General features: G+C 47.1%; 19 protein-coding genes. 8 read left to right on the top strand and 11 right to left on the bottom strand.

Annotated features, from left to right (window positions below):
- Positions 1–12 precede the first annotated feature (12 nt).
- Complete coding sequence (locus Q337_RS0103810; protein WP_026470462.1) at positions 13–585, top strand: hypothetical protein; 573 nt, start codon at positions 13–15, stop codon at positions 583–585.
- Between the two features lie 9 nt (positions 586–594).
- On the opposite strand, the gene Q337_RS0103805 is transcribed toward Q337_RS0103810, so the two are convergent.
- From Q337_RS0103805 to pheA, 5 genes are all read right to left on the bottom strand, one after another.
- On the bottom strand, positions 595–2,358 hold the full coding sequence (locus Q337_RS0103805; RefSeq protein WP_026470461.1) for an AAA family ATPase: 1,764 nt from the start codon (positions 2,356–2,358) through the stop codon (positions 595–597).
- Positions 2,359–2,710: 352 nt separating this feature from the next.
- Positions 2,711–3,277: a 1-acyl-sn-glycerol-3-phosphate acyltransferase gene (locus tag Q337_RS0103800; RefSeq protein ID WP_026470460.1), complete on the bottom strand. Its 567-nt coding sequence runs from the start codon at positions 3,275–3,277 to the stop codon at positions 2,711–2,713.
- Between the two features lie 147 nt (positions 3,278–3,424).
- Positions 3,425–5,740 carry a bifunctional prephenate dehydrogenase/3-phosphoshikimate 1-carboxyvinyltransferase gene (locus Q337_RS0103795; RefSeq protein ID WP_026470459.1) on the bottom strand — a complete coding sequence of 772 codons (2,316 nt, stop codon included), beginning with the start codon at positions 5,738–5,740 and terminating at the stop codon, positions 3,425–3,427.
- Positions 5,740–6,870, bottom strand: coding sequence for a histidinol-phosphate transaminase (gene hisC / locus Q337_RS0103790; protein WP_034279189.1), 1,131 nt, complete (start codon positions 6,868–6,870; stop codon positions 5,740–5,742). Before hisC ends, Q337_RS0103795 begins: the two co-directional genes overlap by 1 nt.
- 106 nt (positions 6,871–6,976) lie before the next feature.
- Entirely contained in the window at positions 6,977–8,098 is a 1,122-nt protein-coding gene (pheA, locus tag Q337_RS0103785) for a prephenate dehydratase (RefSeq protein WP_026470457.1), read from the bottom strand.
- A gap of 137 nt (positions 8,099–8,235) precedes the next feature.
- Here pheA and Q337_RS16675 point away from each other — a divergent pair, with 137 nt between their 5' ends.
- The 3 genes from Q337_RS16675 (at position 8,236) to tal (ending at position 14,003) form a co-directional block, all read left to right on the top strand.
- Positions 8,236–9,483: an efflux RND transporter periplasmic adaptor subunit gene (locus tag Q337_RS16675; RefSeq protein ID WP_084494699.1), complete on the top strand. Its 1,248-nt coding sequence runs from the start codon at positions 8,236–8,238 to the stop codon at positions 9,481–9,483.
- Entirely contained in the window at positions 9,480–12,620 is a 3,141-nt protein-coding gene (locus Q337_RS0103775; RefSeq protein WP_026470456.1) for an efflux RND transporter permease subunit, read from the top strand. The genes Q337_RS16675 and Q337_RS0103775 overlap by 4 nt, the downstream gene beginning before the upstream one ends.
- 330 nt (positions 12,621–12,950) lie before the next feature.
- Entirely contained in the window at positions 12,951–14,003 is a 1,053-nt protein-coding gene (tal, locus tag Q337_RS0103770; protein WP_084494698.1) for a transaldolase, read from the top strand.
- Between the two features lie 109 nt (positions 14,004–14,112).
- Here the strand turns inward: tal and Q337_RS16670 are convergent, their stop codons facing one another.
- Complete coding sequence (locus tag Q337_RS16670) at positions 14,113–14,577, bottom strand: RDD family protein (RefSeq protein WP_034279187.1); 465 nt, start codon at positions 14,575–14,577, stop codon at positions 14,113–14,115.
- A gap of 86 nt (positions 14,578–14,663) precedes the next feature.
- Here Q337_RS16670 and Q337_RS0103760 point away from each other — a divergent pair, with 86 nt between their 5' ends.
- Entirely contained in the window at positions 14,664–15,851 is a 1,188-nt protein-coding gene (locus tag Q337_RS0103760; RefSeq protein ID WP_034279404.1) for a benzoate/H(+) symporter BenE family transporter, read from the top strand.
- A 161-nt stretch (positions 15,852–16,012) separates the two neighbouring features.
- Here Q337_RS0103760 and Q337_RS0103755 read toward each other — a convergent pair whose 3' ends face one another.
- Both Q337_RS0103755 and pepN read right to left on the bottom strand, forming a co-directional pair.
- Entirely contained in the window at positions 16,013–17,230 is a 1,218-nt protein-coding gene (locus tag Q337_RS0103755) for a low temperature requirement protein A (protein ID WP_051526535.1), read from the bottom strand.
- 165 nt (positions 17,231–17,395) lie between these two features.
- Positions 17,396–20,029: an aminopeptidase N gene (gene pepN / locus Q337_RS0103750; protein WP_026470452.1), complete on the bottom strand. Its 2,634-nt coding sequence runs from the start codon at positions 20,027–20,029 to the stop codon at positions 17,396–17,398.
- A 386-nt stretch (positions 20,030–20,415) separates the two neighbouring features.
- Between pepN and Q337_RS0103745 the strand changes: the two genes are divergently transcribed.
- Positions 20,416–21,216 (top strand): class I SAM-dependent methyltransferase, encoded by an 801-nt coding sequence (locus Q337_RS0103745; protein WP_026470451.1) that lies wholly within the window; start codon positions 20,416–20,418, stop codon positions 21,214–21,216.
- A 30-nt stretch (positions 21,217–21,246) separates the two neighbouring features.
- On the opposite strand, the gene Q337_RS0103740 is transcribed toward Q337_RS0103745, so the two are convergent.
- The 3 genes from Q337_RS0103740 to Q337_RS0103730 form a co-directional block, all read right to left on the bottom strand.
- Complete coding sequence (locus Q337_RS0103740) at positions 21,247–22,029, bottom strand: zeta toxin family protein (RefSeq protein WP_026470450.1); 783 nt, start codon at positions 22,027–22,029, stop codon at positions 21,247–21,249.
- Between the two features lie 8 nt (positions 22,030–22,037).
- Entirely contained in the window at positions 22,038–22,268 is a 231-nt protein-coding gene (locus Q337_RS0103735) for a hypothetical protein (RefSeq protein ID WP_026470449.1), read from the bottom strand.
- 173 nt (positions 22,269–22,441) lie between these two features.
- Entirely contained in the window at positions 22,442–23,293 is an 852-nt protein-coding gene (locus tag Q337_RS0103730; protein ID WP_026470448.1) for a DUF2797 domain-containing protein, read from the bottom strand.
- A 38-nt stretch (positions 23,294–23,331) separates the two neighbouring features.
- Here Q337_RS0103730 and Q337_RS0103725 point away from each other — a divergent pair, with 38 nt between their 5' ends.
- Entirely contained in the window at positions 23,332–23,850 is a 519-nt protein-coding gene (locus Q337_RS0103725) for a DUF6231 family protein (protein WP_026470447.1), read from the top strand.
- 209 nt (positions 23,851–24,059) lie between these two features.
- On the top strand, positions 24,060–24,809 hold the full coding sequence (locus tag Q337_RS0103720) for a YebC/PmpR family DNA-binding transcriptional regulator (protein ID WP_026470446.1): 750 nt from the start codon (positions 24,060–24,062) through the stop codon (positions 24,807–24,809).
- The last annotated feature ends 77 nt before the right edge of the window (positions 24,810–24,886 follow it).

The raw sequence follows: 24,886 nt of genomic DNA, 5'->3' as shown, positions 1-24,886 counted from the left end.
ACACTGATGAACATGATTAAACCATTTATGGTACTAGGCATTACGATACTGTGTTGCGCTGATGCATTTGCCAATGATTCTAGCCAACCCACCATTTGCCTGCCCGATCAATATCTGGTTGTCAATAATATTCATTATCTGAGCAACAAGAACCAGATCATAAAAGCCTTAGGCAAACCTTTAAGCAGCAAAATCTATACTTATGATTCTGGAAACACTACTTATCAACGTATAAAAATGTTTTATTTAGGTGCTATGTTTATTAGTCAACAGCAGCAGCCTCAACAAATTGAGCAAATCGAAATTACTGGTAAATCATATCGAATTGGGCCAGATGTCTACATTGGAATGCCAAAAAAACAATTGATGCGTTCTCTACATATTGATTCTGAACAGCAAGTAATGGACATTGAAGAGGCAAAGCGCTTTTATGGCGGTGAAGAAATAACGCGCTCAAACCAGCGTAAAAAAAGCTGGGATTTAGCAACATGTAATTACTTATATGCTAATGTGACCAGTATTTACTTTGACCAGGCCGATAAGCTCATTAAATACAAAATTGTCTATGATGATAGCGCCACCTAAATGAGTCTCTTAAATAAACATCAATGCCAGCCGCACGTCGTTGTAGCCCATTTCATTATTTAAGGCATCCACCAGTGACCTTAACCGAATACTGCCATCTTCATTAAAGCTTTCCGGCAAGTTCTGTTTTTTCACCTGTTTCACGGCACGGCTCACGGCTTGCAACACTTCTTTTTGTGGCTTGATACGCTCGAAATTCAATTCACTGCCAACAGCGGTTTCCTTAACAGTATTGTCCTTATTGACAGTTTTGGAATTAGCCTGCTCATATAACTTGGCCAAATGATTAATTACTGTGGCAATGGTCAGGCCTCGCGCCAAGGCAATTTCTTCAATATCCAAGCCTTTATCATATAGCTCGCGGGTTTGCTCTAGTGTACTGGCCGAAATACCTGTTCCAGCCTTTTGCTTCAGGCGTTTTTCATAACGGGCAATATCCTTGGGATTGGTAGTACCACCGCATTTTTTAATAAAATCTTCATGCACCAGTGTGGTATCGCGATCCTGCCACACGCTTTCTGCCTCGGTCGATAACTGCTGAAAACGCTGGTCCGCTTTCATGGCCAGACTGTCAAGTTCCAGTGCCTTTTGATTAAAGCCCAGTAAACGCAAACCTTCCAGTGATTTTAGCCGTGATAAGGCCACGTAGCCCTGCCCTTTTTCAAAAGTCTGGCTCAGATCAATTTCGGCAGCTTCCAAGGTCATGCCCTGGCTTTTATGCACGGTAATCGCCCATGCATGCCGCAATGGAATTTGCTTGAAACTGGCAATCGCTTTGCCTTGTTCGTTATTAATCGACCACTCGGCAGGCGACACCACCATTTTTGTGCCATCACGTAGCTTGACCTCAGGTAGTTCGCCAAATTCGTCGTCCTTGCTGAAACCAATTACCTCACCCAGACTGCCATTAATATAACCTTCTTCAAAGTTATTCTTAACAAACATGACCTTGGCGCCTTTTTTAAGCATTAGGTCTTGTGGCGCGCGCACTGAACTGGTCAGGGTCATTACCAGTTTTTCATTGCCTTCAGTTTGTGCGTGAAAATGATGTGCCTTGCCTTTTAGTCCTTCCAGATGCTGTTCATTAATCTGGTCGACATCCACGTTATGGGTAAACAGCCGGGTAATATCACTATCTAATGCGTGCTGCTGCGTACCTTGCAAGGTTTTAATGCTGTGCTGGCTGATCTGCCCCAGACGGATCTCATTTAAAATAATATTAAGTTGATTATCCTGCTGGCGATGCTGCTCGCTTAAATAGCAAATACTAAAGCCAGCTTCCAGCCATGTTGCCGACATAAAGGCAAACTTGTCACGGTTACTCTCGCCAGATTTGCCCACAGGCGGTAACTGGAAAAAGTCACCGGCAACAATGACCTGCATGCCGCCAAATGGCTCATCGGTATCCTTGATATATTTTAAAACCTGATTGACCAGATCCAGTTGCCGCGCATGCAGCATTGAAATTTCATCAATAATCAGCACCTGTGCCTTTTCAATATGGTCGCGCAGATATTTACGGTCTTTTAAATTTTTTAAATCATGATCCGTCAGCACATCCTTGATGCCAATGCCCGACCACGTATGAATGGTCATGCCATTCATGTGGGTAGCGGCAATTCCTGTCGACGCGGTCACAGCAACCGGCACTTTGCGCGCTTTGAGATACTCAATGTACTGGTTGAGTGTGTAGGTTTTACCTGCCCCGGCAGAACCGGTTAAAAAGACATTCTTGCCGGATTTTAAAATATTGAGTGCGGTGGATTGCTTCATAAAAAAATGTGCTGCATGGAAAGATTTGCTGCATGAAATGGACGTTGCAACGTCAAGAAGAAAGTTTTTCAAGTTTGATATTTTAGCAGCTTTTTTCCTGTGCTGCCTTTTTAAAGTATTCAATCGCAAGAAAACGCGACAAGAACTGGCGCGTTTTGGTCATATGAAATTTAAGCTACATTCTAAACTTAACTCTCATCGGATAGCGCAGCAATATAAAACCTTGCAAAGAAGGTGTACACTGCGCAATTCCGCAAAGCTTCTCTCGGGAAGAGTCTTAAAGCAGTGCTTTAAGTCTGTTTGATCTTCACCACTCAAGCGTAGCTCTCGTCTTGCGGCGCGGCAACGATTCTCAATCGTTGCTACTTCGCGCTTCAGGAATTAGGACATCGATGCCTTTTTCCTTGTACAACTGCTGGATTTGTTTTAAATCCTGCTCCAGATTCGTCGGTATGATGCGGGCAAAAATTCCACCATGCTTGGTGGCTGGATTGGCATACATCAGCACAATGGGTACATTGGCTTTTTTAGCAATATGCCAGAATCCAGTCCGAATGGGTTTGCGGCTTTCACCATTTTTAGCCCGGGTAGCTTCAGGCGCAATAACCAGCGTAAATTGGTCGCGGCTGGCAAATTCCTGTGCCATCTGGCTGACAATATCCTTGGAGGCCTGACGGTCTACAGGAATACCACCCAGTGCTTCCAGCACCGGCTTTAACGGGCCTTTAAATAACTCTTTCTTGATGAGCGTATGCACTTTTAGGCACACGATCTGAAACAAAGCCAGCGATAAAATTGCATCGCGGTTTGAGGTATGCTCAAAACCAATGACGACCTGCTTATCAGACAGCACTGACACATCATTTTGATATGTCCAGCCATAGAGTTTAAACGTTGCTTTGCCAAGTTGTTTGAGCATGGGATTTACGACACCTAACAGCGGATGAACCAGAAAAGATTAAAGCAGAAAAGCCAGAACCAGAAATCAGTCCAGAAAAATTAAAAAAACGTCGCCCAGAATCAGTTTGAGCGACGGCAATTTAGCATTGTTACTGTTTAAAAAGCATTAGCCATTTGTATTGACTTCAAGCTGCAAACCTGACTGCTTTGCCAACTGGGTAAAATTGGGAAAACTGGTAGCGACAGTTTCAGTGCCATGAATTGTAATTGGCTGAGCGGCACGCAATCCAGCAATCGCAAAACTCATGGCAATCCGGTGATCATGGTGACTTTCAATTACCCCGCCGCCAAATACAGGTTGCCATTCATTGGCTTTGCCCTTGCCTTCAATAATAATGCCGTCCGGCGTTGGCGTACAATCAATGCCCAGTGTTTTTAGGCCATCAGCCATCACCTGAATCCGGTCAGATTCCTTAACCCGCAGCTCTGCTGCTCCTGTCAGCACGGTTTGGCCTTCCGCACAGCTTGCGGCAATGAAAATAGCTGGAAATTCATCAATTGCCAGCGGCACTTGGTCTTCCGGAATATGAATACCCTTTAAAGTATTGGCACGAATACGGATATCAGCCACTGGCTCGCCGCCTGCCATTTTTTGATTGGACAAACTAATGTCTGCACCCATCTGCTTTAAGATCTCAATCACGCCAGTACGTGTTGGATTAATGCCAACCTGCTCCAGCGTAACGTCAGAACCCTGCGCAATCGCAGCGCCCACCATAAAGAAAGCCGCTGAGGAAATATCGGCAGGCACCTGAATATGCGTGCCAGTAAGCGTACCACCACCAGTTAGGCTGATCGTGTTACCTTCAGTTTTCACTTCATAGCCAAAGGCACGCAACATACGCTCGCTATGGTCACGGGTGGGTTCCGGCTCAGTGACCGAAGTTGTTCCCTCTGCCCATAAGCCGGCCAGCAAAATACCGGATTTCACCTGTGCTGATGCCATCGGCAAGTCATAATGAATGCCTTGCAACTGCTGATTACCGCTAATACTTACAGGCGGTGTACCACGCTCACCAGTGGTCTGGATCTTGGCGCCCATCAGACGCAGGGGCTTGGCAATGCGTTCCATGGGACGCTTGGAGAGGGATGGATCACCAGTCATCACACTATCAAATTTCTGGGCTGATAAAATACCGGACAGCAGACGCATGCTGGTGCCAGAATTACCCATATACAGTGCACCCGCTGGTTCTTTTAAGCCATCTAGACCAACCCCATGAATAGTCACTTCACCATTTTTTGGGCCTTCAATATTCACACCCATATCGCGGAAGGCTTGCAAGGTGGCCAGCGCGTCTTCACCTTCTAAAAAGCCAGTCACGTGAGTGGTGCCAGTGGCCAGTGCGCCCAGCATAATAGAGCGATGCGATACCGATTTATCACCAGCAACCGTAAAAGTACCAGTTAATTTTCCACCCGCCTGAATAATAAATTGCTCGGTCACGTTACTGTTCCTGTCCAGATTTTGATGATGATTTTGCATGCTTTTTTGCATATAGGGAGTTTTTGCCAGCATATGGCTAAAGTGCTGGCGTGCAGCCTGGGCACGACCCAGCAAACCAATCAATTGCTCAGAATTTTCCTGCTCGATGAGTTGTTTTAGCTGGGTGAGCTGTTGTTCAAACGCATCAATAGCCTTGAGCACCGATATTTTGTTGGCTAGAAAAATGTCATGCCACATTTGCGGGTCACTGGCGGCAATCCGGCTAAAGTCACGCAATCCTCCTGCCGCATAGCGAAAAATATCCAGGTTATTGCGGCTGGCAGCCAGTTGCTCAATTAGGTTAAACGCCAGCAAATGCGGTAAATGGCTGGTTTGCGCCAGAATTTCATCATGCTCAGCCACACTCATACAAATGACTTCGGCTTGCGTGGCCTGCCATAGTGTAATGAGCTTTTTGACCGCTTGCGGATTGCTGCTGGGTAACGGCGTTAAAATCACCTTGTGATGCGCAAACAGGTCTGCCCGACCTGCATGTACCCCCGTGTGCTCACTGCCTGCAATCGGGTGGCCCGGCACAAATCCGCTGGGCAAGTTTTCACCAAATACTGCTTTGGCGGCATCTACTACATTACATTTGGTACTGCCGACATCGCTAATAATGGCATCTGGTTTTAACACTGGCTGAATCGCCTGTAGCACTTTTTCAGTGGCACGCACCGGCAGGGCCAGCATAATCAGATCAGCGTCTCTAGCAGCCTCTTGCGGATTGGTAAACCCGGCATCAATCAGGCCTAAATCCTGAGCATCCTTTAAAGTCTGGCTGGAACGGGTGGTCGCCACCACAACTCTTGCCAGTTTTTTGTCACGAATAACCCGACACAGGCTGGAACCAATGAGTCCTAACCCGATAAATGCAACTTTTTCAAATAAAAAGGCAGGCTCATCATTGCTGCCCTGATTAACAGGCTTTTGCATCAGGCAGCCTCAGTGGCTGGAATCTCGGCCAGAACCTGAGCCAATGCCTCCAGAAAACGGGCATTTTCTTCCGGCAGGCCAATCGACACCCGAATATGACGCGGCATGGCATAGCCACCACCCACTGGACGCACAATCACGCCTTTTTTAAGTAGCGCATTAAATACTTGCCCGCCATCACGCTGCACATCCACAGCAATAAAATTGGCGCGCGAAGCAATCCAGTTTAAGCCCAGCTTGGCAAAACCCTGTTCCAGTTGCGCCATCCCCTGTTTGTTCAGCTCACGGCTTTGCTCGATAAAGTCAGTATCTTTTAATGCAGCAACTGCCGCAGCCAAGGCAAATGAACTCACATTAAACGGCTGGCGCACCCGGTTGAGTAAATTGGTCACTTCGCTACTCGCCAAGCCAAAACCCACGCGTAAGGATGCCAAGCCAAAGGCCTTGGACAGAGTGCGGCTGATCAGCAGGTTGGGATACTGATTTAAGAATTTCAGGCTATTGAAGTTTTCCGGGAAATATTCCACATAGGCTTCATCCAGTACCACCAGCACCGTTGCTGGAATTTGCTGCATAAACTGGCTAAATTCGCCCTCTTCAAACCAGGTGCCGGTTGGATTATTCGGATTGGCAATAAAAATTACCCGGGTTTTTTCCGTTACGGCATTTGCCATGGCTGCCAGATCATGCCCAAAGTTTTTGGCAGGCACTTCTACGCCAACGGCACCAACTGCTTGCGTTGCCAGTGCATACACCGCAAAAGCATGCTGGCTATAAATCACTTCATCCTGCGCTGCAACAAAAGTACGTGCCACCAACTCCAGAATATCGTTGGAACCATTACCCAGTGTAATCTGGTTCATTTCAACGCCAAACTGCTGGCTAATTTGCTGCTTGAGTGCAAAACCATTGCCATCCGGATAACGGCCTACTTCATCAATCGCCTGCTGAATGGCAGCTTTGGCTTGTGGCGAACAACCCAGTGGATTTTCATTACTGGCCAGTTTAATCACGTCATCCAGACCCAGTTCGCGCTTTAACTCATCAATGGGCTTGCCCGGCTGATAAGGCGCAATGTGACAAATCCCGTCATTGGCAGGTGGAATTAAAAAGCTGGACTGGGTAGACATGGCACGTTCTCTTGCTAAACAGGTTGAACCAGTAAATTAAAAACCTTAAGGTCAAAATACATCAGTTAAAAACTGACATTAAATAATAAAATTAAAAATTGATCATCTAAAGCACTGCCTTGGGATAGGAACCCAGCACGCGCACTTCCTTAACCAATGGCCGGATTTCTTCCAGTGCAGCAGCCACATTGCTATCAGACACATGACCATTTAAATCAATAAAGAACACATACGCCCATTTTTCAGGCAATGCAGGACGGGTTTCAATACTGGTCAGACTAATGTTGTGCTTGGCAAAGGGTGCCAGAATTTCAATTAAAGCACCCGCCCGGTCATGCGCTGCCACCAGCAAGGATGTTTTATCCTGCCCACTGGCTGCAATGGCGTCACGCCCGATAATTAAAAACCGTGTGGTATTGCTGGGGTTGTCTTCAATATTTTTATGCAGCACAGTCACGTTGTACAGTTCGGCGGCTGTTTCCCCGGCAATGGCAGCCGAATGCCACTCACTGCGAATACGTTTGGCTGCTTCACCGTTACTGGTGAGTGCTACACGCTCGGCAGCCGGATAATGGGCATCGAGCCACTTGCGGCATTGCGCCAGCGTTTGCTGATGCGCATAAATCTTGGTAATGCTATCCTGCTTGGTGGTTGGCGATATCAGAAACTGGTGATGAATACGCAGCTCTACCTCACCAATGACATGCAGGTGTGAACCAATAAAACAGTCCAGTGTGTGATTGACCACCCCTTCGGAGGAATTTTCAACCGGCACTACGCCATAATGTGCGCTACCGGCTTCAACTTCACGGAAAACTTCATCAATGGTAGCCAGTGGACGGACAACGGCCTGATGACCAAAGTGCTTGAGGGCAGCAGCATGGGTAAAAGTCCCTTCTGGCCCCAAAAAAGCAATGGTTTGCGGCGCTTCAAGAGCCAGACAGGCTGACATGATTTCACGAAAAATCCGGGCTACGGTTTCATTTTCCAGTGGGCCTTCGTTGCGGGCCATCACATTGCGCAACACCTGCGCTTCTCGTTCGGGACGATAAAAGACCGGATTTGAATCGGTTGCAAACTTGGCTTTTGCCACACCTTCGGCAAGCCGGGCACGCTGGTTTAAAAGACGGTGAATTTGCTGATCAACCTGATCAATATCCTGTCGTAACTGATCCAGCGAAGGGGCTAGCCCTGAATTTTGCCAGTCATTATCGTCCGTTGCTGCCATGGTATTTTTTGCTCTTGCTACCTTGTATCAAGCGCCAAAGTATACACGGTTTATAAGAGATAGTTGATAAAGAGTTGCATTACAGGCCAAGGTCTTATAAAAATCACTCAGTCCCTATCCGGTTGAAAGGCCTTATAATGTCATCTACTCCAAATGCAGGTTTTGATCCCGTCAACCCGCAACCCGATAATTCTGGCAACACCCTAAATAACAGACCAGAAAAAAAGACCAAGCGCTGGATTATTCTGGCACTTGTGCTGGCGGTTGCCTTGCTTGTTATTTTGTTTGTGATTTTTTCCAATAAAGATAAAGACACGTCACAGGCTACCAATACCACCCAGAATGGCCAAACACAAACAGCGCTGACTGTCACGGCAACCCAGCCTGAAAACAGGAACTGGGAAAAAACGCTCGAAGCCAATGGTAACATTGTAGCCTGGCAGGAAGTGGTCATTGGCAGTGAACTGTCTGGCCTGCGCATTACTCAGGTCAATGTCAATGTCGGTGATGTGGTCAGGCGTGGTCAGTTACTGGCACAAATTAACCCGGATACCATTCAGGCTGAACTGGCCCAATCACGGGCAACGGTTGCTGAAGCGCAGGCTGTACTGAATGATGCGGTTGCTGATGCAAGGCGCATTCAGGCATTAAAGGATACCGGTGCCATTTCAGCGCAGGAAGCTGCACAATATTTAACCACCCAGCAAACAGCACAGGCCCGGCTTGATCTGGCACGTGCGCAAATTGAATCCAGCCAGTTACGTCTGGCACAGGCCCGCATTGTTGCACCCGATGACGGCGTCATTTCTGCCCGCACAGCCACAGTAGGTTCGCTGGCACAAGCCGGACAGGAACTGTTTCGAATGATTCGTGATAACCGGCTGGAATGGCGCGCCGAAGTGACCACCTCGGAACTGTACCGCTTAAAACCCGGTATGAAAGTCAGTGTTGTTTCGGCTGATCCAGACCAGCCCCCCATTATGGGCACCGTGCGCATGATTGCCCCTGCCATTAACACCGATACCCGCTATGGTCTGGTCTATGTGGACTTGCCACGCACCAGTGCACTGCGCATGGGCATGTTTGTTAAGGGCACTTTTCAACTGGGAGCACAAAATGCACTAACCCTGCCACAAAGCAGCTTGTTACTGCGTGATGGCTTTGCCTATATCTTTACACTAGACAGCAAAAACCGCGTGCAGCAGCAAAAAATTGAAACTGGTCGCCGTGTGGGTGACCGGGTTGAAGTGATGGGCGTGCCTAACAATGTACGGGTAGTCGCCAGTGGTACAGCATTTTTGACGGATGGTGATACGGTCAAAGTGGCAACGGCCATTCCACAGACGCCACTAAACCGCCAGTTTGCCGCAGGGGATGATTCATGAATTTTTCCGCATGGTCTATCCGTAACCCGATACCCAGCATTTTGCTGTTTATCATGCTGGCCCTCACTGGATTATTGTGTTTTCACTGGATGAAAATACAGCAGTTCCCGGATATTGAGCTGCCCATGATTACTGTGGCCGCAGCACTGCCCGGGGCGGCACCGCCACAACTGGAAACCGAAGTGGCACGCAAGATTGAAAACTCCATTGCCACCATTCAGGGCCTAAAAAACCAGTACACCACTATTCAGGATGGCATGGTTACGGTGACTGCCGAATTCCGGCTGGAAAAGCCCTTACAGGAAGCACTGGATGATGTACGCAATGCGGTCTCACAGGTGCGTAGTGATTTGCCTGCCGATGTCCGCGACCCGATTGTCAGCAAGGTGAACCTGTCGGGTGCGCCTATCCTGACCTATACCGTACAGTCGCCACGGCTGGATGAAGAATCCCTGTCCTGGTTTGTGGATTATGATATTACCCGTAGCATGCTGAAAGTACCCGGCGTTGGCGCAGTGGCACGCGTGGGCGGGGTCAACCGGCAGGTCAATGTTGAACTGGACCCGACCCGCCTGCTGGCCTTAAATGCCTCGGCGGCTGATATCTCACGCCAGTTACGGCAGGTTCAGCAGGAAGCCTCGGGCGGACAAACCAAAATTGGCAGCAATGAGCAGTCCATTCGCACGCTGGCAACAGTCAAAAGTGCCAAAGATATTGCCCAGATGGAAATTCCCCTGAGCGATGGCCGACGTATCCGGCTGGAAGATGTGGCAACCGTGCGCGATGGCATTGCCGAACGGCGCTCGGCGGCCTTGCTAAATGGCCAGCCAGTAGTAGGATTTGAAATTACCCGTAGCAAGGGTGCCAGTGAAGTAGACGTGGAAGAAGGCGTTAAAGCCGCGCTGGAGCAACTTAAAGCGGAACACCCAGACCTGAAAATCACACAGGCATTTAACTTTGTAAAACCTGTAGTGGATGATTACAAAGGTTCCATGTCGCTGTTGTATGAAGGCGCTATTCTGGCGGTGCTGGTGGTATGGCTGTTCCTGCGTGACTGGCGTGCCACCCTGATTGCGGCGACTGCCCTGCCATTGTCGATTTTACCCGCTATTATTGGCATGTATTATTTTGGCTTTACCCTTAATACCGTAACCTTGCTGGCCATGTCGCTGGTGGTGGGTATTTTGGTGGATGACGCCATTGTCGAAATTGAAAATATCATCCGGCACCTGCGTATGGGCAAAACTCCCTATGAAGCCGCCATGGAAGCCGCTGATGAAATTGGTCTTGCGGTGATTGCGACCACATTTACCTTAATTGCTGTCTTCCTGCCTACTGCATTTATGAGCGGGATAGCCGGCAAGTTTTTTGTGCAGTTTGGCTGGACGGCAGCACTGGCAATTTTTGCCTCGCTGATTGTGGCGCGCCTGCTCACACCCATGATGTCGGCTTATTTGCTAAAACCCTGGGTAGCAAAAGAGACTGACAACACGGATACACTGCCTGCGCTGGTTGATCATCCGGCACAACAAAACCTCCCGTATGATGACAAGAGCAACGACGGCTTTGTGATGCGCAATTATCTGCGCACGGTGGCATGGTGTATTCATCATCGTAAAACCACACTGGCGGCGGCAATCCTGTTCTTTGTTGGTTCCATCATGCTAATTCCGCTATTGCCCACTGGTTTTATTCCGGCAGCCGATACCGGACAAACCCAGGTACAACTGGAACTGGTGCCCGGCTCGGAGTTTTCTGAAACACTGGCAGCAGCTGAATATGCCCGGCACCTGATTAAGGACCACCCCCAAATCCGCAGCATTTACACCACGATTGGTGGGGGTGCAGCAGGTTCTGATCCCTTTTCACCCAGCAGTGCTGAAGCCCGTAAGGCCACGCTAACTATTCAAACCAGCGAGCGCAACGAACGTGACATTAGCCTGCAAGGAATAGAAAAAGAACTGCGCGAACGCTTAAGCGTACTGCCCGGCATGCGGATTCAGGTGGGTCTGGCCGGTGCCAACAGCAAATACCAGTTGGCTTTGTCTGGTGATGACCCGGATACCTTAATGACCACGGCCCGCACACTGGAACGCCAGTTGCGTACAATTCCAGGACTTGGCAGCATTACATCCAGCACAGCCCTGATCCGGCCAGAAGTGGTGATCCGGCCTGACTTTGCCAAAGCCGCAGACCTTGGCGTGACCTCAGCTGCCATTGCCGAAACCCTGCGTGTGGCTACAGCGGGTGATTTTGACCAGAATCTGGCCAAGCTCAACCTGTCGCAGCGCCAGATTCCCATTGTCATCAAGCTGCCGGTTTCTGCCCGACAGGACATTAACCTGCTGGGCCGTCTGGTGGTCAATGGAAGCCGTGGGCCTGTAATGCTGGGCAGTATTGCAGATATCAGTATTGATAGCGGCCCATCGCAGATTGACCGTTTTAACCGTCTGCGCAATGTTAACTTTAATATTGAGTTAAATGACCAGCAACTGGGCGATGTTGCCACCAAAATCGACCAGCTGCCTATTTTGAAAAACCTGCCGCCTTCGGTTACCCGTACTGATGTAGGCGATGCTGAAGTGATGGCTGAACTGTTTTCAAGTTTTGGTTTGGCCATGCTGACCGGCGTGATGTGTATTTATGTGGTGCTGGTGCTGTTGTTCAAGGATTTTCTGCAACCGATTACCCTGCTGGTGGCTTTACCGCTATCGCTGGGTGGTGCATTTGTGTTGCTATTGCTTACAGGCAGCAGCTTTTCCATGCCCAGCCTGATTGGCCTGATTATGCTGATGGGAATTGCCTGTAAAAACTCGATTCTGCTGGTGGATTACGCCATTCTGGCACGTAAGGAGCAAGGCATGCCACGCTTTGACGCCTTGCTGGATGCCTGTCACAAGCGCGCGCGGCCCATCATCATGACCACCATTGCCATGGGCGCTGGCATGTTGCCCATTGCATTAGGCATTGGTACTGATCCCAGCTTCCGTTCCCCCATGGCAATTGCCGTGATTGGCGGCCTGATTACCAGTACTTTCTTATCCTTGCTGGTCATTCCAGTGGTATATACCTTAATTGATGACTTGCATCAGCTCATTTACCGGATTCGGGGAAAACATAAAACGGTAAACTCCTAAACGTGAACATAACCCTTGTGGCTTTTCTCAACCGGATTTTAAATGGTTTGAGAAAAGCTGGCGAGTTTTAACAAAATTCGTGTCCTTCTTGCTGGTTTGTCATCAGCATTAAATCATCATCTGATTTATATCAATTAAGTTTTGCATGCCTTTAAAACCGATTTAATCCTTAAATAGCAAAGCGTACAGGAATCTTTATGGATACGTAAATAACCCTATACGGGCATAAATCCTATTTGTTACATTGACCTACAACTGATTGGCCACTCAATATAAGTTAATTGATCCATGGCATTCCATTTACCCACAATTTCAGGATAAAAACTTAAAATGAGCAGTTCCCTTTCTTCCACCACTTCTTCTAATGCAAACAGTTCGACTCAACAAAATACCGCTCAACCTGACAGTGCCTTGGCACAACTGTGCAAGCTCACTACCGTCGTGGCTGATACCGGCGACTTAAATGCCATTAAACAATTTCGTCCACTAGATGCCACTACCAATCCATCCCTAATTACTGCCGCAGCCAGCATGCCGGAAAATGTCCATCTGATTGAGGCAGCCTATGAGCAGGCCCAGCAGGAAGGTTTAACCGGTGAACCCCTGCTCAATCGCACCATTGATATCCTGACGGTTAAGCTGGGCATTGAAATCCTAAAACTGGTTGAAGGCCGCGTATCGACAGAAGTTGATCCTAATTTTTCTTTTAACACCGAAGCTACCATTAGCCGTGCCCTTGAACTAATCAAGCTCTATGAAGCAGCAGGCATCAATAAAGACCGCGTACTCATTAAAATTGCTGCTACCTGGCAAGGCATTCAGGCTGCAAAATACCTGGAAGAACAGGGTATTCATTGTAACCTAACCCTGATTTTCAATTTGCATCAGGCTTCTGCCTGCGCCGACGCCAAAGTAACACTGATTTCGCCGTTTGTAGGCCGCATTCTGGACTGGTACAAGAAAAAGGAAAACCGCGATTCCTATCCAATTGAACAAGACCCCGGTGTCAATTCGGTTAAACAAATTTACAACTACTACAAGCAACATGGTCTAAAAACACAGGTGATGGGTGCCAGCTTTAGAAGTAGCGAGCAGGTTCTAGCACTGGCAGGTTGTGATTTACTCACCATTGCGCCCTCTATTTTGCAAGAACTCCAGCAGCGCCATGAGCAAGTTCAGCCACAGTTATCTGAAGCACTGGCCGCACAGGCTGAACCCGTAGAGTATGTAGAACTGGACGAAAGCCGTTTTGAGGAATTTTTAAATCGTGATGAAATGGCCTATGCGCTATTACAGGCTGGAATCGATGGATTTATTAAAGCACGCGACCAGTTATCGCACCAGTTGCGAGAAAGCTTTGGTATTGGTGAAATCAAGGCTTAATCCATTAAGGTATAACCTGAATCAAAAAAGACGCTATCGGATAGCGTCTTTTTATTTATTCCCAATAGTTTAACCGTATAACTATCACGGTTGAGCCAGCTCTTAATTATTATTCAACCAGAAGCGGTGTAACATCCATGCCGTAATCACGCACCACTACTGTACCTGCCATTTTGTCATGCCAGCCCTGCTTCTTACGATCAAACGCCACCCAGATAAAGCCTAAAAGCAGCACAATAGTTGAGGCAAAATAGCCCAGATAACGAATCACCGATTGCGTTAACGTAATGGGCTGGCCGGTTTTTTCATCCAGTACTTTGAGGGAAAACAGGATTTTGCCCGGAGTAGCCTGCATTTTCAGCCAAAACCAGATGGTTGCCACAATTGGAAATAGCCAGGAAATAATGACTTCGCCAAGCCCCAGAAAATCGCCATTCTGGGCAGCCTGCCAGTAGGTATCAAAGCCATAACACAGAATCAGCAAAGGAATGGTGATCAGCAGCATTAAAACCGTATCTACCACGGATGCCCCAAACCGCACCCAAAAACCTGCATATTGATAGCGCCCACTCATGATTGTTTTCCTGTGATTTGATCTATGGAGTCTGGCCAAATTATGCGATGATCACACCTTGTTTTAAAACAGTTATTTGTTATTTGATGCCACCTTTTCTCCTGCTTAAATCCTTATTAAAAGATTCTTCCATCTCTGCGCTGGTGGCCGGGTTTGTTACTGTGTTGGTTGGTTTTACCAGTTCCGCCGTGCTAGTGTTTCAGGCAGCCCAGAGCTTTAACGCCACACCAGCACAAACGGGTTCTTGGCTATGGGCACTGGGGATTGGCATTGGTTTGTCCGGTATGTTGCTGTCTTTGTATTATAAGATTCCGGTAGCAACCGCATGGTCTACGCCGGGGGCAGCTATCCTAATTGCCGGGGCAAATGGCTTTAACATTCATCAGGCAGTTGGGGCATTTTTGCTGGCAGGTGTACTAATTGCCATTGCAGGATTTTCCGGCTGGTTTGAACGTGTCTTAAAACACATTCCGGTGAGCCTTGCGGCTGCCATGCTTGCGGGTATTTTGCTACAATTTGGCTTAAATGTATTTACAGCACTGCAAAGTAATCCCACACTAGTTTTATCCATGCTGCTGGTCTATTTACTGGCCAAGCGCCTACTGCCACGCTATGCCATTTTGCTGGCGCTGCTGGTTGGCATTGTGATTAGCCTGATGCAGGGTGAGCTGCACAGTACTCAGGTTTCACTACAACTAACCTTGCCTGTCTGGATTTCACCACAATGGTCAGTGCAGTCCATCATTAGTCTGGCGCTGCCTCTGTTTGTGGTGACCATGGCGTCACAAAACCTGCCCGGCATTGCCATGATTCAGGCTGCTGGCTACCGCTCACCCACCTCATCAGTGGTAGGCTGGACAGGGGCTACCACTACCCTGCTGGCACCATTTGGGGCATTTGCCATTAATCTGGCCGCCATTAGCGCTGCCATTTCCTTAGGCCCAGAAGCCCATGCCAATCCAGCCAGACGCTATGTGGCTGCAGTATCTGCCGGCCTGTTTTATCTGCTGATTGGGCTATTTGGCGCTACTGTGGCAACATTGTTTTTGGCTTTTCCAAAAGCGCTGATAGCAGCAATTGCTGGTCTGGCCTTGTTTGGCACTATTGCTTCGAGTTTGTCCAACGCACTGGCTATAGACCGTGAGCGTGAAGCAGCCCTGATTACCTTTTTGGTCACGGCATCTGGCTTATCACTGGCAGGCATTGGTTCGGCGTTCTGGGGTTTGGTGGCTGGTATTGTAAGCCTGTTAATCTTAAATACAGGCAAGCGTTAAAGGATTCATCAAGTTTATTGAAAAAATAATATAGGGCTTTTAACGGTCAGGCAGCTTCTTAACTAGATTGGTTTGGATGAAACTGCTCTTAACTAGACTGCTTTTAATTCATCTGCTTTTAATCAGCCAGCTTTGGATCATCTCTGGTAGATAAAATGTGTTTAGCTAGATTGTTTTTCCACCAAGAATATCTGCCGAAACAGAATGCATAACGCATAAAAAATCCCAATGGCCAGCGTGGCATAGCCAATATTTCCCCATAAGGGAAATAGTAAAATCAGTAAAACCGTCAAGGGATGCCAGAGTTTGCGCCAGCCATGATCTGTTTGCAGGTCGTGAATTAACCACACCACCAGACTATAAATACTTAACGGAATAGCAATTGCGTATTCAGCCTGCTGGTTGCTGATTTTGGCATGGCCTGTAATTACATCAACGCCGACGGCAAGACCCGCCCCAATCGCTGCAATACTTAAGAAAATAAAAAAATGGCCATAGCCCCAGTAAAATGCTTTTTTTGAGCTAGTCAGTACCTCAGGAGCCTCACGGTCAAAATAGCTCCACCAGATGCTAAACATCATGATCATGCCACCAATCATTAGGCAAATCAGCGGTTTGTCTACATTGATTTTTGGATCAGCAATGGCTGTGTGAATGGCGGTAAACGAAGCCATAATGGTTTCACCCAATACAATAATAGTTAACAGGCCATAACGTTCAGCAATATGCTCAGCGTGCCATGTGGTGGGACTGGCTTTCTCAGCCCAGATCGGTACACACAGCTCCATAAAAGCCAGCACCACAAACTCAAGCTGGGTAAACGTGACCAGTTTTAACTGATAAATAATCCAGCCAATTTGTACCAGCACAATACCCTTGGCGTAGCGAAAGGCCGTTTTGCGGTGTTTGGGATCGGAAAAACCTGCACGCAACCACTGAATCACCAGTCCAAAACGCATGATCAGGTAGCCCAGTACACACACTGAAAAATCATGCTCGGTGAATACCTGATTCACCCCGGCAGCCAGCACCAGTGAACCAATAATTTGCATAAAGGTGACCAGTCGGTAGGCAATGTCATCATTGTCATAGGCCGAGGCAAACCAGGTAAAATTCATCCATGCCCACCAGATGGTAAAAAACACCATCAGGTACAGCGGTAGAACCTCTGAAAAATGTTTCTCGCTCAAGCCATGGTGCAATTGGGTACTTGCAATGGAAATCGCAACAATAAACACCAAATCAAAAAGTAGCTCTAAAGGCGTTGCCCCGCGATTTTGTTCGGACGGTTGCCGGGGACGCATTGCTTTTAGCCAGGCATGTGATGTTTTCTCAATTTCAACCTCATAGTCCTGCTGGCTATGGCTATTACTCGACATAAATAATCTTCAATTCTTTAATTTATGCCTTTGAAGATAAACTGGACACCATTCCCGATGTCGTTGAATTCTTGTAGTAATATGAAAAGTTGCTGTATAAAAAAAGCTTATGCCGAAACATAAGCTTTTAATAAATTTAGCACTCAGGTTATTTAAATCAAAACCCTAACCTGCCTTAAGCACATTATTTAAGGTTTCACAAACACTGGTTGAGTTCACCTCACCTTTAAGCCCTTGCAGGATATCTTTAGCTTCGCTGCGTAAGGGTTCCTTTAAGGTATACCAGCGGCTCAGGAACTGTAAAATCCGCGAACCCAGCACTGGATTTTGCTGATCCAGCCGTTTGGCAATTTCGGTATAAAACTTCATGCCTTCAGTGGTCCAGACCAACACAGGATTACCTGAAAAATTACCTGTGACTGAACGAATACGGTTTGGTGTGCCCCAGTCAAAGTCCTGATGCTGCATCAGCTCGCGTGCTACTTGCACACTACCTTCCGGGTTACCAGCCTGCACGGCAAACCATTGATCCAGTGCCAGGTCTTCATGTTTAAAGCGCTTGTAGAAATCATCAAGCTTATCCTGTGCGTTGTTTGCCTTATGCCATACCAGATGGCGTAATGCGCCCAGACGCTCGGTCATGCACACCGCATTGTCATACTGCTCGCTTGCCCAGTCCAGCGCACCTTCAACACCAGCACGAATGGCAAAACCCAGTACCATATTGCGATAGGCACGCTTGCCCATTTCCACACTATTGTCTTTAAACGCTACAATAGGCAGTGATTGATAAGCCTCGGTCCAATAGTCTTTTAATCTATCTGCCAATGCTTTTAGAATAGCATCACGCTTTTTATGCACGTCAACCGGATCATAATCCTGATCAATGCGGCTAGCCAGATAATTCTCTGAAGGAATATCCAGTAAACGGGTCGCCAGTAGCGCATCGGCTTTAGCCACTTGCGGTAGCGCTTTGGCAATGGCATTTAAGTAAACAGCGGGATCATGATCCTGCAATAAAATCCGTTCCAGCAGCATTTGGGCTGCTTGCCACTGGTTAAAGCCATTGGTTTCATGTTCCAGCAAGAATGCCAGATCTTCATCACTATAAGAAAAATCCAGCAGCACTGGTGCAGAAAAATTACGCAACAGTGACACCACAGGTTCTGCATTCACCTGCTCAAACACAACAGTCTGCTCTGCCTGATCCAGCACAAATATGCCATCTTTAACGTTGTTTTCGGCCACTTCACTTTGTTTAAGCACGGTACTGTTTAAGGTCAGCTGCTCGCCAGTTTCCTTATCAAACAGTGCAACGCCCACAGGAATTGGCAATGGCTGCGGTTCCGGATAGTTATGACGTTTTGCTGTACGCTGACTCAGGGTTAAAGTATAGGTTTTAGCATCGGCATCGTAACTGCCACTGCCCTTGACACAAGGCGTGCCCGGCTGGCTATACCACGGCAGGAAATTGCGCAGATCCACACCTGAGCCATCACTTAAGCTATTGACCAGATCTTCCACAGTGACTGCCTCACCATCGTGGCGGCGGAAATATTCATCAGTGCCCTGACGGAACTTTTCTGGCCCCAGCAGATTGGCCATCATGCGGGCAATTTCGGCACCTTTGTCATAGACCGTAGCCGTATAGAAATTATTAATTTCCACAAAATGATCAGGGCGCGGCGGATGGGATAACGGCCCGGCGTCTTCTGCAAACTGTACTGATTTCAGGCTGGACACATCATCAATGCGCTGCACGGCTGGAGATTGCAGGGTTTCTGAAAAACTCTGGTCACGAAATACGGTAAAGCCTTCTTTTAAACATAACTGGAACCAGTCACGGCAGGTAATCCGGTTGCCAGTCCAGTTATGAAAATATTCATGCGCAATAGTAGATTTCACATAAAACATGGCTGGGTCAGAAGTGATTTCCGGATCAGCCAGCACACACACCGTATTAAAAATATTAAGGCCCTTGTTTTCCATGGCACCCATATTAAACTGGCTTACCGCCACAATCATATAGTTATCCAGATCATAGGCGCGGCCATAGACATCCTCATCCCATTTCATGGAATCCTTAAGCGCCTGCATGGCCACGTGACACTTGGGTAAATCCTGTGCTAACGCATAAATTTCCAGTGAAACATGACGCCCTTCCATGGTGGTAAAGCTGTCTTTTAAAACCGCCAGATCACCAATCACTGCTGCAAACAGATAGCTTGGCTTTTTGGTAGGATCATGCCAGATGGCAAAATGACGGTTGTCGCTTAGCTCACCTTTTTCCACCAGATTGCCATTGGCCAGCAAAGTTGGATATTTCTTATCGGCTTCAATGCGGGTGGTAAACACTGTTAAAATGTCAGGACGATCAGGGAAAAAGGTAATCTTGCGGAAGCCTTCTGGTTCATTCTGGGTTACAAATAGATTGCCTGCCTTATATAAGCCTTCCAGTTGTGTATTTTTTTCAGGATGAATCCTTACCTGAATCGCCAGCTCAACCTGATCCGGTGCATTTGTAATTTTAAGTTTTTCTTTACCCAGTTCATAATCCTGCTCGCCTAAATCAGTATCATTTAAACGAATACTGATAAGCTCAAGATCACGACCATACAATACAAGATCACCCTCATGTTCGCGCTGCATCACCAGCTTGCTTTGAACCAGCGTTTCGTCATCAAACACCTGAATGGTTAAATCAATACTGCTGACCTGAAAATTTGGTGGGGTGTAATCTTTTAAGTAAACTACTGGATGTGTAGCTTCGTTTAACTCGGGATTAACGGCAATATTCATTTAAAAATCCTTATTCGGCATTTTACCAATGGGAAAAAGCATGGAAGAAAAATATAGCGCCACTGGCTTTATTTGTAGAGGGTATAAACCGATACTTGGAGTTAAGTTTTGTGAATACAATCAAGGCCGCTGTTCTTTAGCCCAAATTATGAACATACGCCTTTAGGTTGCCTGTTTTCAATAACATCTACGTGTTTTAAGTTACTCAAAACCGCACCTAATTATGAGCAGAATTCGCTTATTCTTTGTACAATAACCGCTGCACTATCCACAAATTACATAAGCATACGTGGTTTTGCAAAACCCCTATGGTGAGAATTGCTAAATGCCTTATCTTTATAGAGTAAATAATCACTGTTAATTCAATTTAAGGCTGGGCTTCGGTCATGACAACTTCTAGCGACTCTTTGTCTCCTGTGCATCCCACCGCAGCATCAGGCTTTGAAACAGGCGCACCGGTTTATCGCCAGGGCCGCCCTGACTATCCAGCACAAACACAGGCATGGCTGGCCGATTCTATGGGCATTGATGGCAATAGCACTGTTATTGATTTGGGGGCAGGTACGGGTAAATTTTTACCCCAGCTTTTAACATTGACCTCTCAGGTTCATGCCGTAGAACCTTCCTCTGCCATGCTGGAACAATTGCGCCAGCAGTTTCCACAGGTCAATGCCCATCAGGCTTCCGCAGCCAGTCTTCCATTTGAGGACCACAGTATTGATGCCGTGATTTGTGCCCAATCCTTTCACTGGTTTGCCAACCAACAATCACTTGATGAAATTGCACGCGTGCTTAAGCCCAACGGCAAGCTGGGACTCATCTGGAATAGCCGCGATGATTCAGTGGACTGGGTTGCGCGCATGGTGCAACTGATTAATACCTATGAAAATGACACGCCGCGCCATCAATCCGGTGAATGGAAAAAAGTGCTGGAAGATTCTATTTTTAGCCTGAAAGACCAGACCATTTTTCATCATGAGCATCAGGGCAGCGTTCAGGATGTGATCATTAACCGGGCGCTTTCTACCAGCTTTATTGCACAGCTTGATGAAAACCAGCAGCATCATTTTCTGGATGAACTAAAAATCCTGCTTTTCCCAGATATTAAACTGGACGACAAAGAAGCAATCATTCGCGTGCCCTACCGCACTCATGCCTACGCTTTTGAAAAAATGCCTCAGGATTAATAACCAAAAATATTTTCAAGGTAAAAAAAGCTAAATAAAGCGGTCCAGCACATAGGTTTTAAACCAACCTGGAACTTGGGCTGATTTTATTTCCAGCTCCTTACCCTCGGTAATTTCAGCAATAAAGCTGTGCTGTTCCACCAGGCCAGTTTTATCAAGCACCGCAAGCCTGTCAAAAACCGCCGAGTTATCAAAAATATAGGCGCGGTTACTGTAGTTGATAGCATCTATCAGGTGATGCAGGGTTTTATAATAACGGGAACGAATTTTATCTTCCGGCACTGGATGACCACCAGTTTGGACGCGATAATTAACGCGCGAAATATTAATTTCTGGGTCAGCCGTCGCCACAAAATACAGATAGATGCGATAACCCAGCGCTTGCGCCTGTGCCAGAAAACGCACCTTGTCTTTGGACGACATGACGGTTTCAAAGGTAAAAGACACCTGATGCTTAAGGCATTGCAGGCGCAGAAATTCCACCAGTACTGAGGCAAAATAAGAATTAAACTGAATCTGGCTAAAATCAAGTGCGGTGTGATGACTAACTTTAATCAGAGGAATCACTGCGGTCAGTCCGGCACTGGCCAGAAAATCAGACTGAGTAAAATGGGCAATCAATGCACTGGCCTGTATGTCAAACGGATAATCTGCCAGTTCAAAAATAGGGTTTTGCCTGATTTGTTTTTCGATGTCGTCAGCATTTAAATAAATGCCTAACAGTTTTGGGTGCAGGACTTCCTTGATCACGGTACTTTTGCCTGAACCATTTGGGCCGGCAAACATACGCAATCGCGGAATCATGTCGTTCATGTACTTATTCAGGCACGGCTAAATTTTTGCCCAATGGTAAACTGTAGCGGCTGTTCAATTTCCTTGATCAATGACTCATGACCATGCGCATCAATTTCTACCAGCTGACCTTGCCGTGCAATCATTACACGGCTACCACGCGCCAATGCAGCCTGCTGGGCTTTTTTCAATGCTTCGCGGGCATGTTGCGGGATTTCCTCTTCAAGATGACGCAGCTCTTTTTCAGTGATCTGACTCATTCAGGTACTCTCCACTTCTTAACTGATCTTATAAACTCATCTAGCTTGCCATTAAACATAAACCAGAACTAGGTTATTGAGCACTTTCAACACATCCAGCAGACTTACTATAGCACAAAAATACAGCACAAATTTTTGGTTGTTTTGGCAGAGGTAGCAAGCCTTTTAATGGACTAAAAACGCACTACCAGTTCATAACCACTAAACTTGCGAATGTTTAGCACCCCGGTATCCAGCAGCAGGTATTGCCCCTTAATACCGTTTAGCCGTCCCTTGATCAGTGGCGTCTTGTCAAAATTATGCGTGCTTACCTTCACCGGATATTTTTCTACCGGATAAATAAACTCACGAACCACCTCATCCTGCAATAACGCGACCTGTTCAGGATAAGCATGCTGGAGTTTTTGCAAATCCATTTCATAACGGTTAAAAATATCGTCACGAATCTGCAGCAGATTTAATGGTTCAGCCTCACCTTTAAGCAGTTTGCGCCAGTCAGTTTTATCCGACATATGCTGCGCCAGTAATACTTCCACCACCCCAGATAAAAAACGACTCTGGGTCTGAAAAATAGGAATGGCCTGCGTTGCGCCCTGATCCAGCCAGCGGGTTGGCATCTGGTTATGCCGGGTAATCCCAACCTTTAATCCACTGGAATTGGCCAGATACACAATATGCGCGTTAAAACAGACTTTTTCTGCCCAGTCTGGCTCACGGCAAGTGCCTAAATGATGATGACAGGTTTCAGGCTTCATCATGCACATATCACAGGACGCTTTGGTGCTAAAGCATTTATAGCAATGCCCCTGTGCAAACGACTTGCTGGTTTTCGCGCCACAGGACACGCAATTAATTTTACCAGTCCATTGCAACTCCACCGAATTACCTACCAGTTGCGTAAAGGGCGATTCAAATGGGTTTAAAACCAGATTATACTCAACCGCTGCTGCCATGGCGCCAGTGCTGGTTGGTAATGCCTGACCCAGCTTGGCCCGCATTTTATGGCAAATACCCTGATATTCCATTGATAAACACTTCTGTTGATTTTAGTTAAGGATAAGCCGTGACTGACTGGCCAATCGATATTTTGCCGTTAATTGATCGTCTGGCACAGGAAAAACCTATTGCCCAGGGATTACTGGTGGGTAAACACAAGACCACTCCACACTGGCCCGGCACATGGCAATCCATTGCATTACATGAACTGGCAACGCTGGCATTTACCCAGCGCTATGATCTCGCGGTCATTGCCCTTTATCACAGTTATTATGAAGGCAATTTAGCTGCAAACAACCCTGCGCTGCCCATAAATCAGCCAGATAGCATCGCTGGCAGTAAAAACCAGCAGTTACTGGTGCAAGGTATTACCCGTCTGCGTGACCTGCTGGCGCGTCGTGTACTGGTGCTGGCGAGTCCGGATTTTGGTGCAACACTGCACGCACTGGGTTTTAGTCAGATTGAGCAACTCTCGCAAGATTTAGTAATCTGGCAGTTTAATATTTTGTCCTATAAGCAGGTGCCAGACTGGCTGAACTCCAAATACTGGGCTAATCCGGAAAACTGGAATAAATACCGCTGGTAAAAACATTATAGAAATTCTGCAAGAACTGACTGAATGTTGTGCTGGTAAATTTTGCAGTTGTGCTGCAATTGCAATTCCCGACCAAATTGCGCCTATGCTAAACTTGTATCCATGATTACACTTTTCATTTTTTCCAATTAAATCAGCTTAAACCCAAAAACGCATTTGCGCTTTTAAGTATTGCTTGTCGAAATTTCAGGAGCTCAACCATGGCTGGACATTCCAAATGGGCCAACATTAAACACCGCAAGGCACGTGTCGATGCCTCACGCGGAAAACTGTTTACCAAATATATTCGTGAACTGGTGAGCGCAGCCAAGCAAGGCGATCCTGATCCAGCCAAAAACCCGCGTCTGCGTGCCGTGGTGGAAAAAGCCCTGTCCGTGAACATGACCCGCGACACCATTAACCGCGCCATTCAGCGTGGTAATGGCAATGAAGACGCCGACAACCTCAAGGAAATTACCTATGAGGGTTATGGCGTTGGCGGTGTGGCCGTGCTGGTTGAAACCATGACCGACAATATCAACCGAACTGTGCCAGACGTGCGTCACTGCTTTACCAAAACTGGCGGTAATCTAGGAACGTCTGGTTCAGTGGCCTATCTATTTACCAAGCGTGGTGAAATCCGTTTTGACGATGTGGCGCTGGAAGATAAAATCATGGAAGTGGCGCTGGAAGCCGGTGCAGAGGACATTGACGTGAGCGATGATGGAATTCTGGTGATTACTACGCCAGAAAGTTTTGGTGACGTACAGGATGCCTTAACGAACGCAGGTCTAAAGTCTGACAATGCCGAAGTAACCATGCATCCATCTACACAAGCCGACATTACTGACCCTGACATGGCCAAGCAAATTGTCAAGATGATTGACATGCTGGAAGAACTGGATGACGTGCAAAACGTCTATACCAATGCCAATATTTCTGATGAAGCAATGGCCGCACTGGATGCATAGCATCAGGCATTAGCCATAAAAAAGCGTGGCTTCACTGGTTTAAGCAGGCCGCGCTTTTTTTATCATTATCATTTGAA

Origin of the sequence: Alkanindiges illinoisensis DSM 15370, assembly GCF_000619845.1 — a bacterium.
In the GTDB taxonomy this organism is placed as follows: Bacteria; Pseudomonadota; Gammaproteobacteria; order Pseudomonadales; family Moraxellaceae; genus Alkanindiges; species Alkanindiges illinoisensis.
The sequence above is the reverse complement of the archived record's forward strand: the minus strand, read 5'-3'. Positions and strand labels throughout refer to the sequence as shown.

Excerpts from the sequence above, each read along its gene's own strand:
- Q337_RS0103810 (WP_026470462.1), top strand. The coding sequence starts at position 13 with ATGATTAAACCATTTATGGTACTAGGCATTACGATACTGTGTTGCGCT.
- Q337_RS0103805 (WP_026470461.1), bottom strand. The coding sequence starts at position 2,358 with ATGAAGCAATCCACCGCACTCAATATTTTAAAATCCGGCAAGAATGTC.
- Q337_RS0103800 (WP_026470460.1), bottom strand. The coding sequence starts at position 3,277 with ATGCTCAAACAACTTGGCAAAGCAACGTTTAAACTCTATGGCTGGACA.
- Q337_RS0103795 (WP_026470459.1), bottom strand. The coding sequence starts at position 5,740 with ATGCAAAAGCCTGTTAATCAGGGCAGCAATGATGAGCCTGCCTTTTTA.
- hisC (WP_034279189.1), bottom strand. The coding sequence starts at position 6,870 with ATGTCTACCCAGTCCAGCTTTTTAATTCCACCTGCCAATGACGGGATT.
- pheA (WP_026470457.1), bottom strand. The coding sequence starts at position 8,098 with ATGGCAGCAACGGACGATAATGACTGGCAAAATTCAGGGCTAGCCCCT.
- Q337_RS16675 (WP_084494699.1), top strand. The coding sequence starts at position 8,236 with ATGTCATCTACTCCAAATGCAGGTTTTGATCCCGTCAACCCGCAACCC.
- Q337_RS0103775 (WP_026470456.1), top strand. The coding sequence starts at position 9,480 with ATGAATTTTTCCGCATGGTCTATCCGTAACCCGATACCCAGCATTTTG.
- tal (WP_084494698.1), top strand. The coding sequence starts at position 12,951 with ATGAGCAGTTCCCTTTCTTCCACCACTTCTTCTAATGCAAACAGTTCG.
- Q337_RS16670 (WP_034279187.1), bottom strand. The coding sequence starts at position 14,577 with ATGAGTGGGCGCTATCAATATGCAGGTTTTTGGGTGCGGTTTGGGGCA.
- Q337_RS0103760 (WP_034279404.1), top strand. The coding sequence starts at position 14,664 with ATGCCACCTTTTCTCCTGCTTAAATCCTTATTAAAAGATTCTTCCATC.
- Q337_RS0103755 (WP_051526535.1), bottom strand. The coding sequence starts at position 17,230 with ATGTCGAGTAATAGCCATAGCCAGCAGGACTATGAGGTTGAAATTGAG.
- pepN (WP_026470452.1), bottom strand. The coding sequence starts at position 20,029 with ATGAATATTGCCGTTAATCCCGAGTTAAACGAAGCTACACATCCAGTA.
- Q337_RS0103745 (WP_026470451.1), top strand. The coding sequence starts at position 20,416 with ATGACAACTTCTAGCGACTCTTTGTCTCCTGTGCATCCCACCGCAGCA.
- Q337_RS0103740 (WP_026470450.1), bottom strand. The coding sequence starts at position 22,029 with ATGAACGACATGATTCCGCGATTGCGTATGTTTGCCGGCCCAAATGGT.
- Q337_RS0103735 (WP_026470449.1), bottom strand. The coding sequence starts at position 22,268 with ATGAGTCAGATCACTGAAAAAGAGCTGCGTCATCTTGAAGAGGAAATC.
- Q337_RS0103730 (WP_026470448.1), bottom strand. The coding sequence starts at position 23,293 with ATGGAATATCAGGGTATTTGCCATAAAATGCGGGCCAAGCTGGGTCAG.
- Q337_RS0103720 (WP_026470446.1), top strand. The coding sequence starts at position 24,060 with ATGGCTGGACATTCCAAATGGGCCAACATTAAACACCGCAAGGCACGT.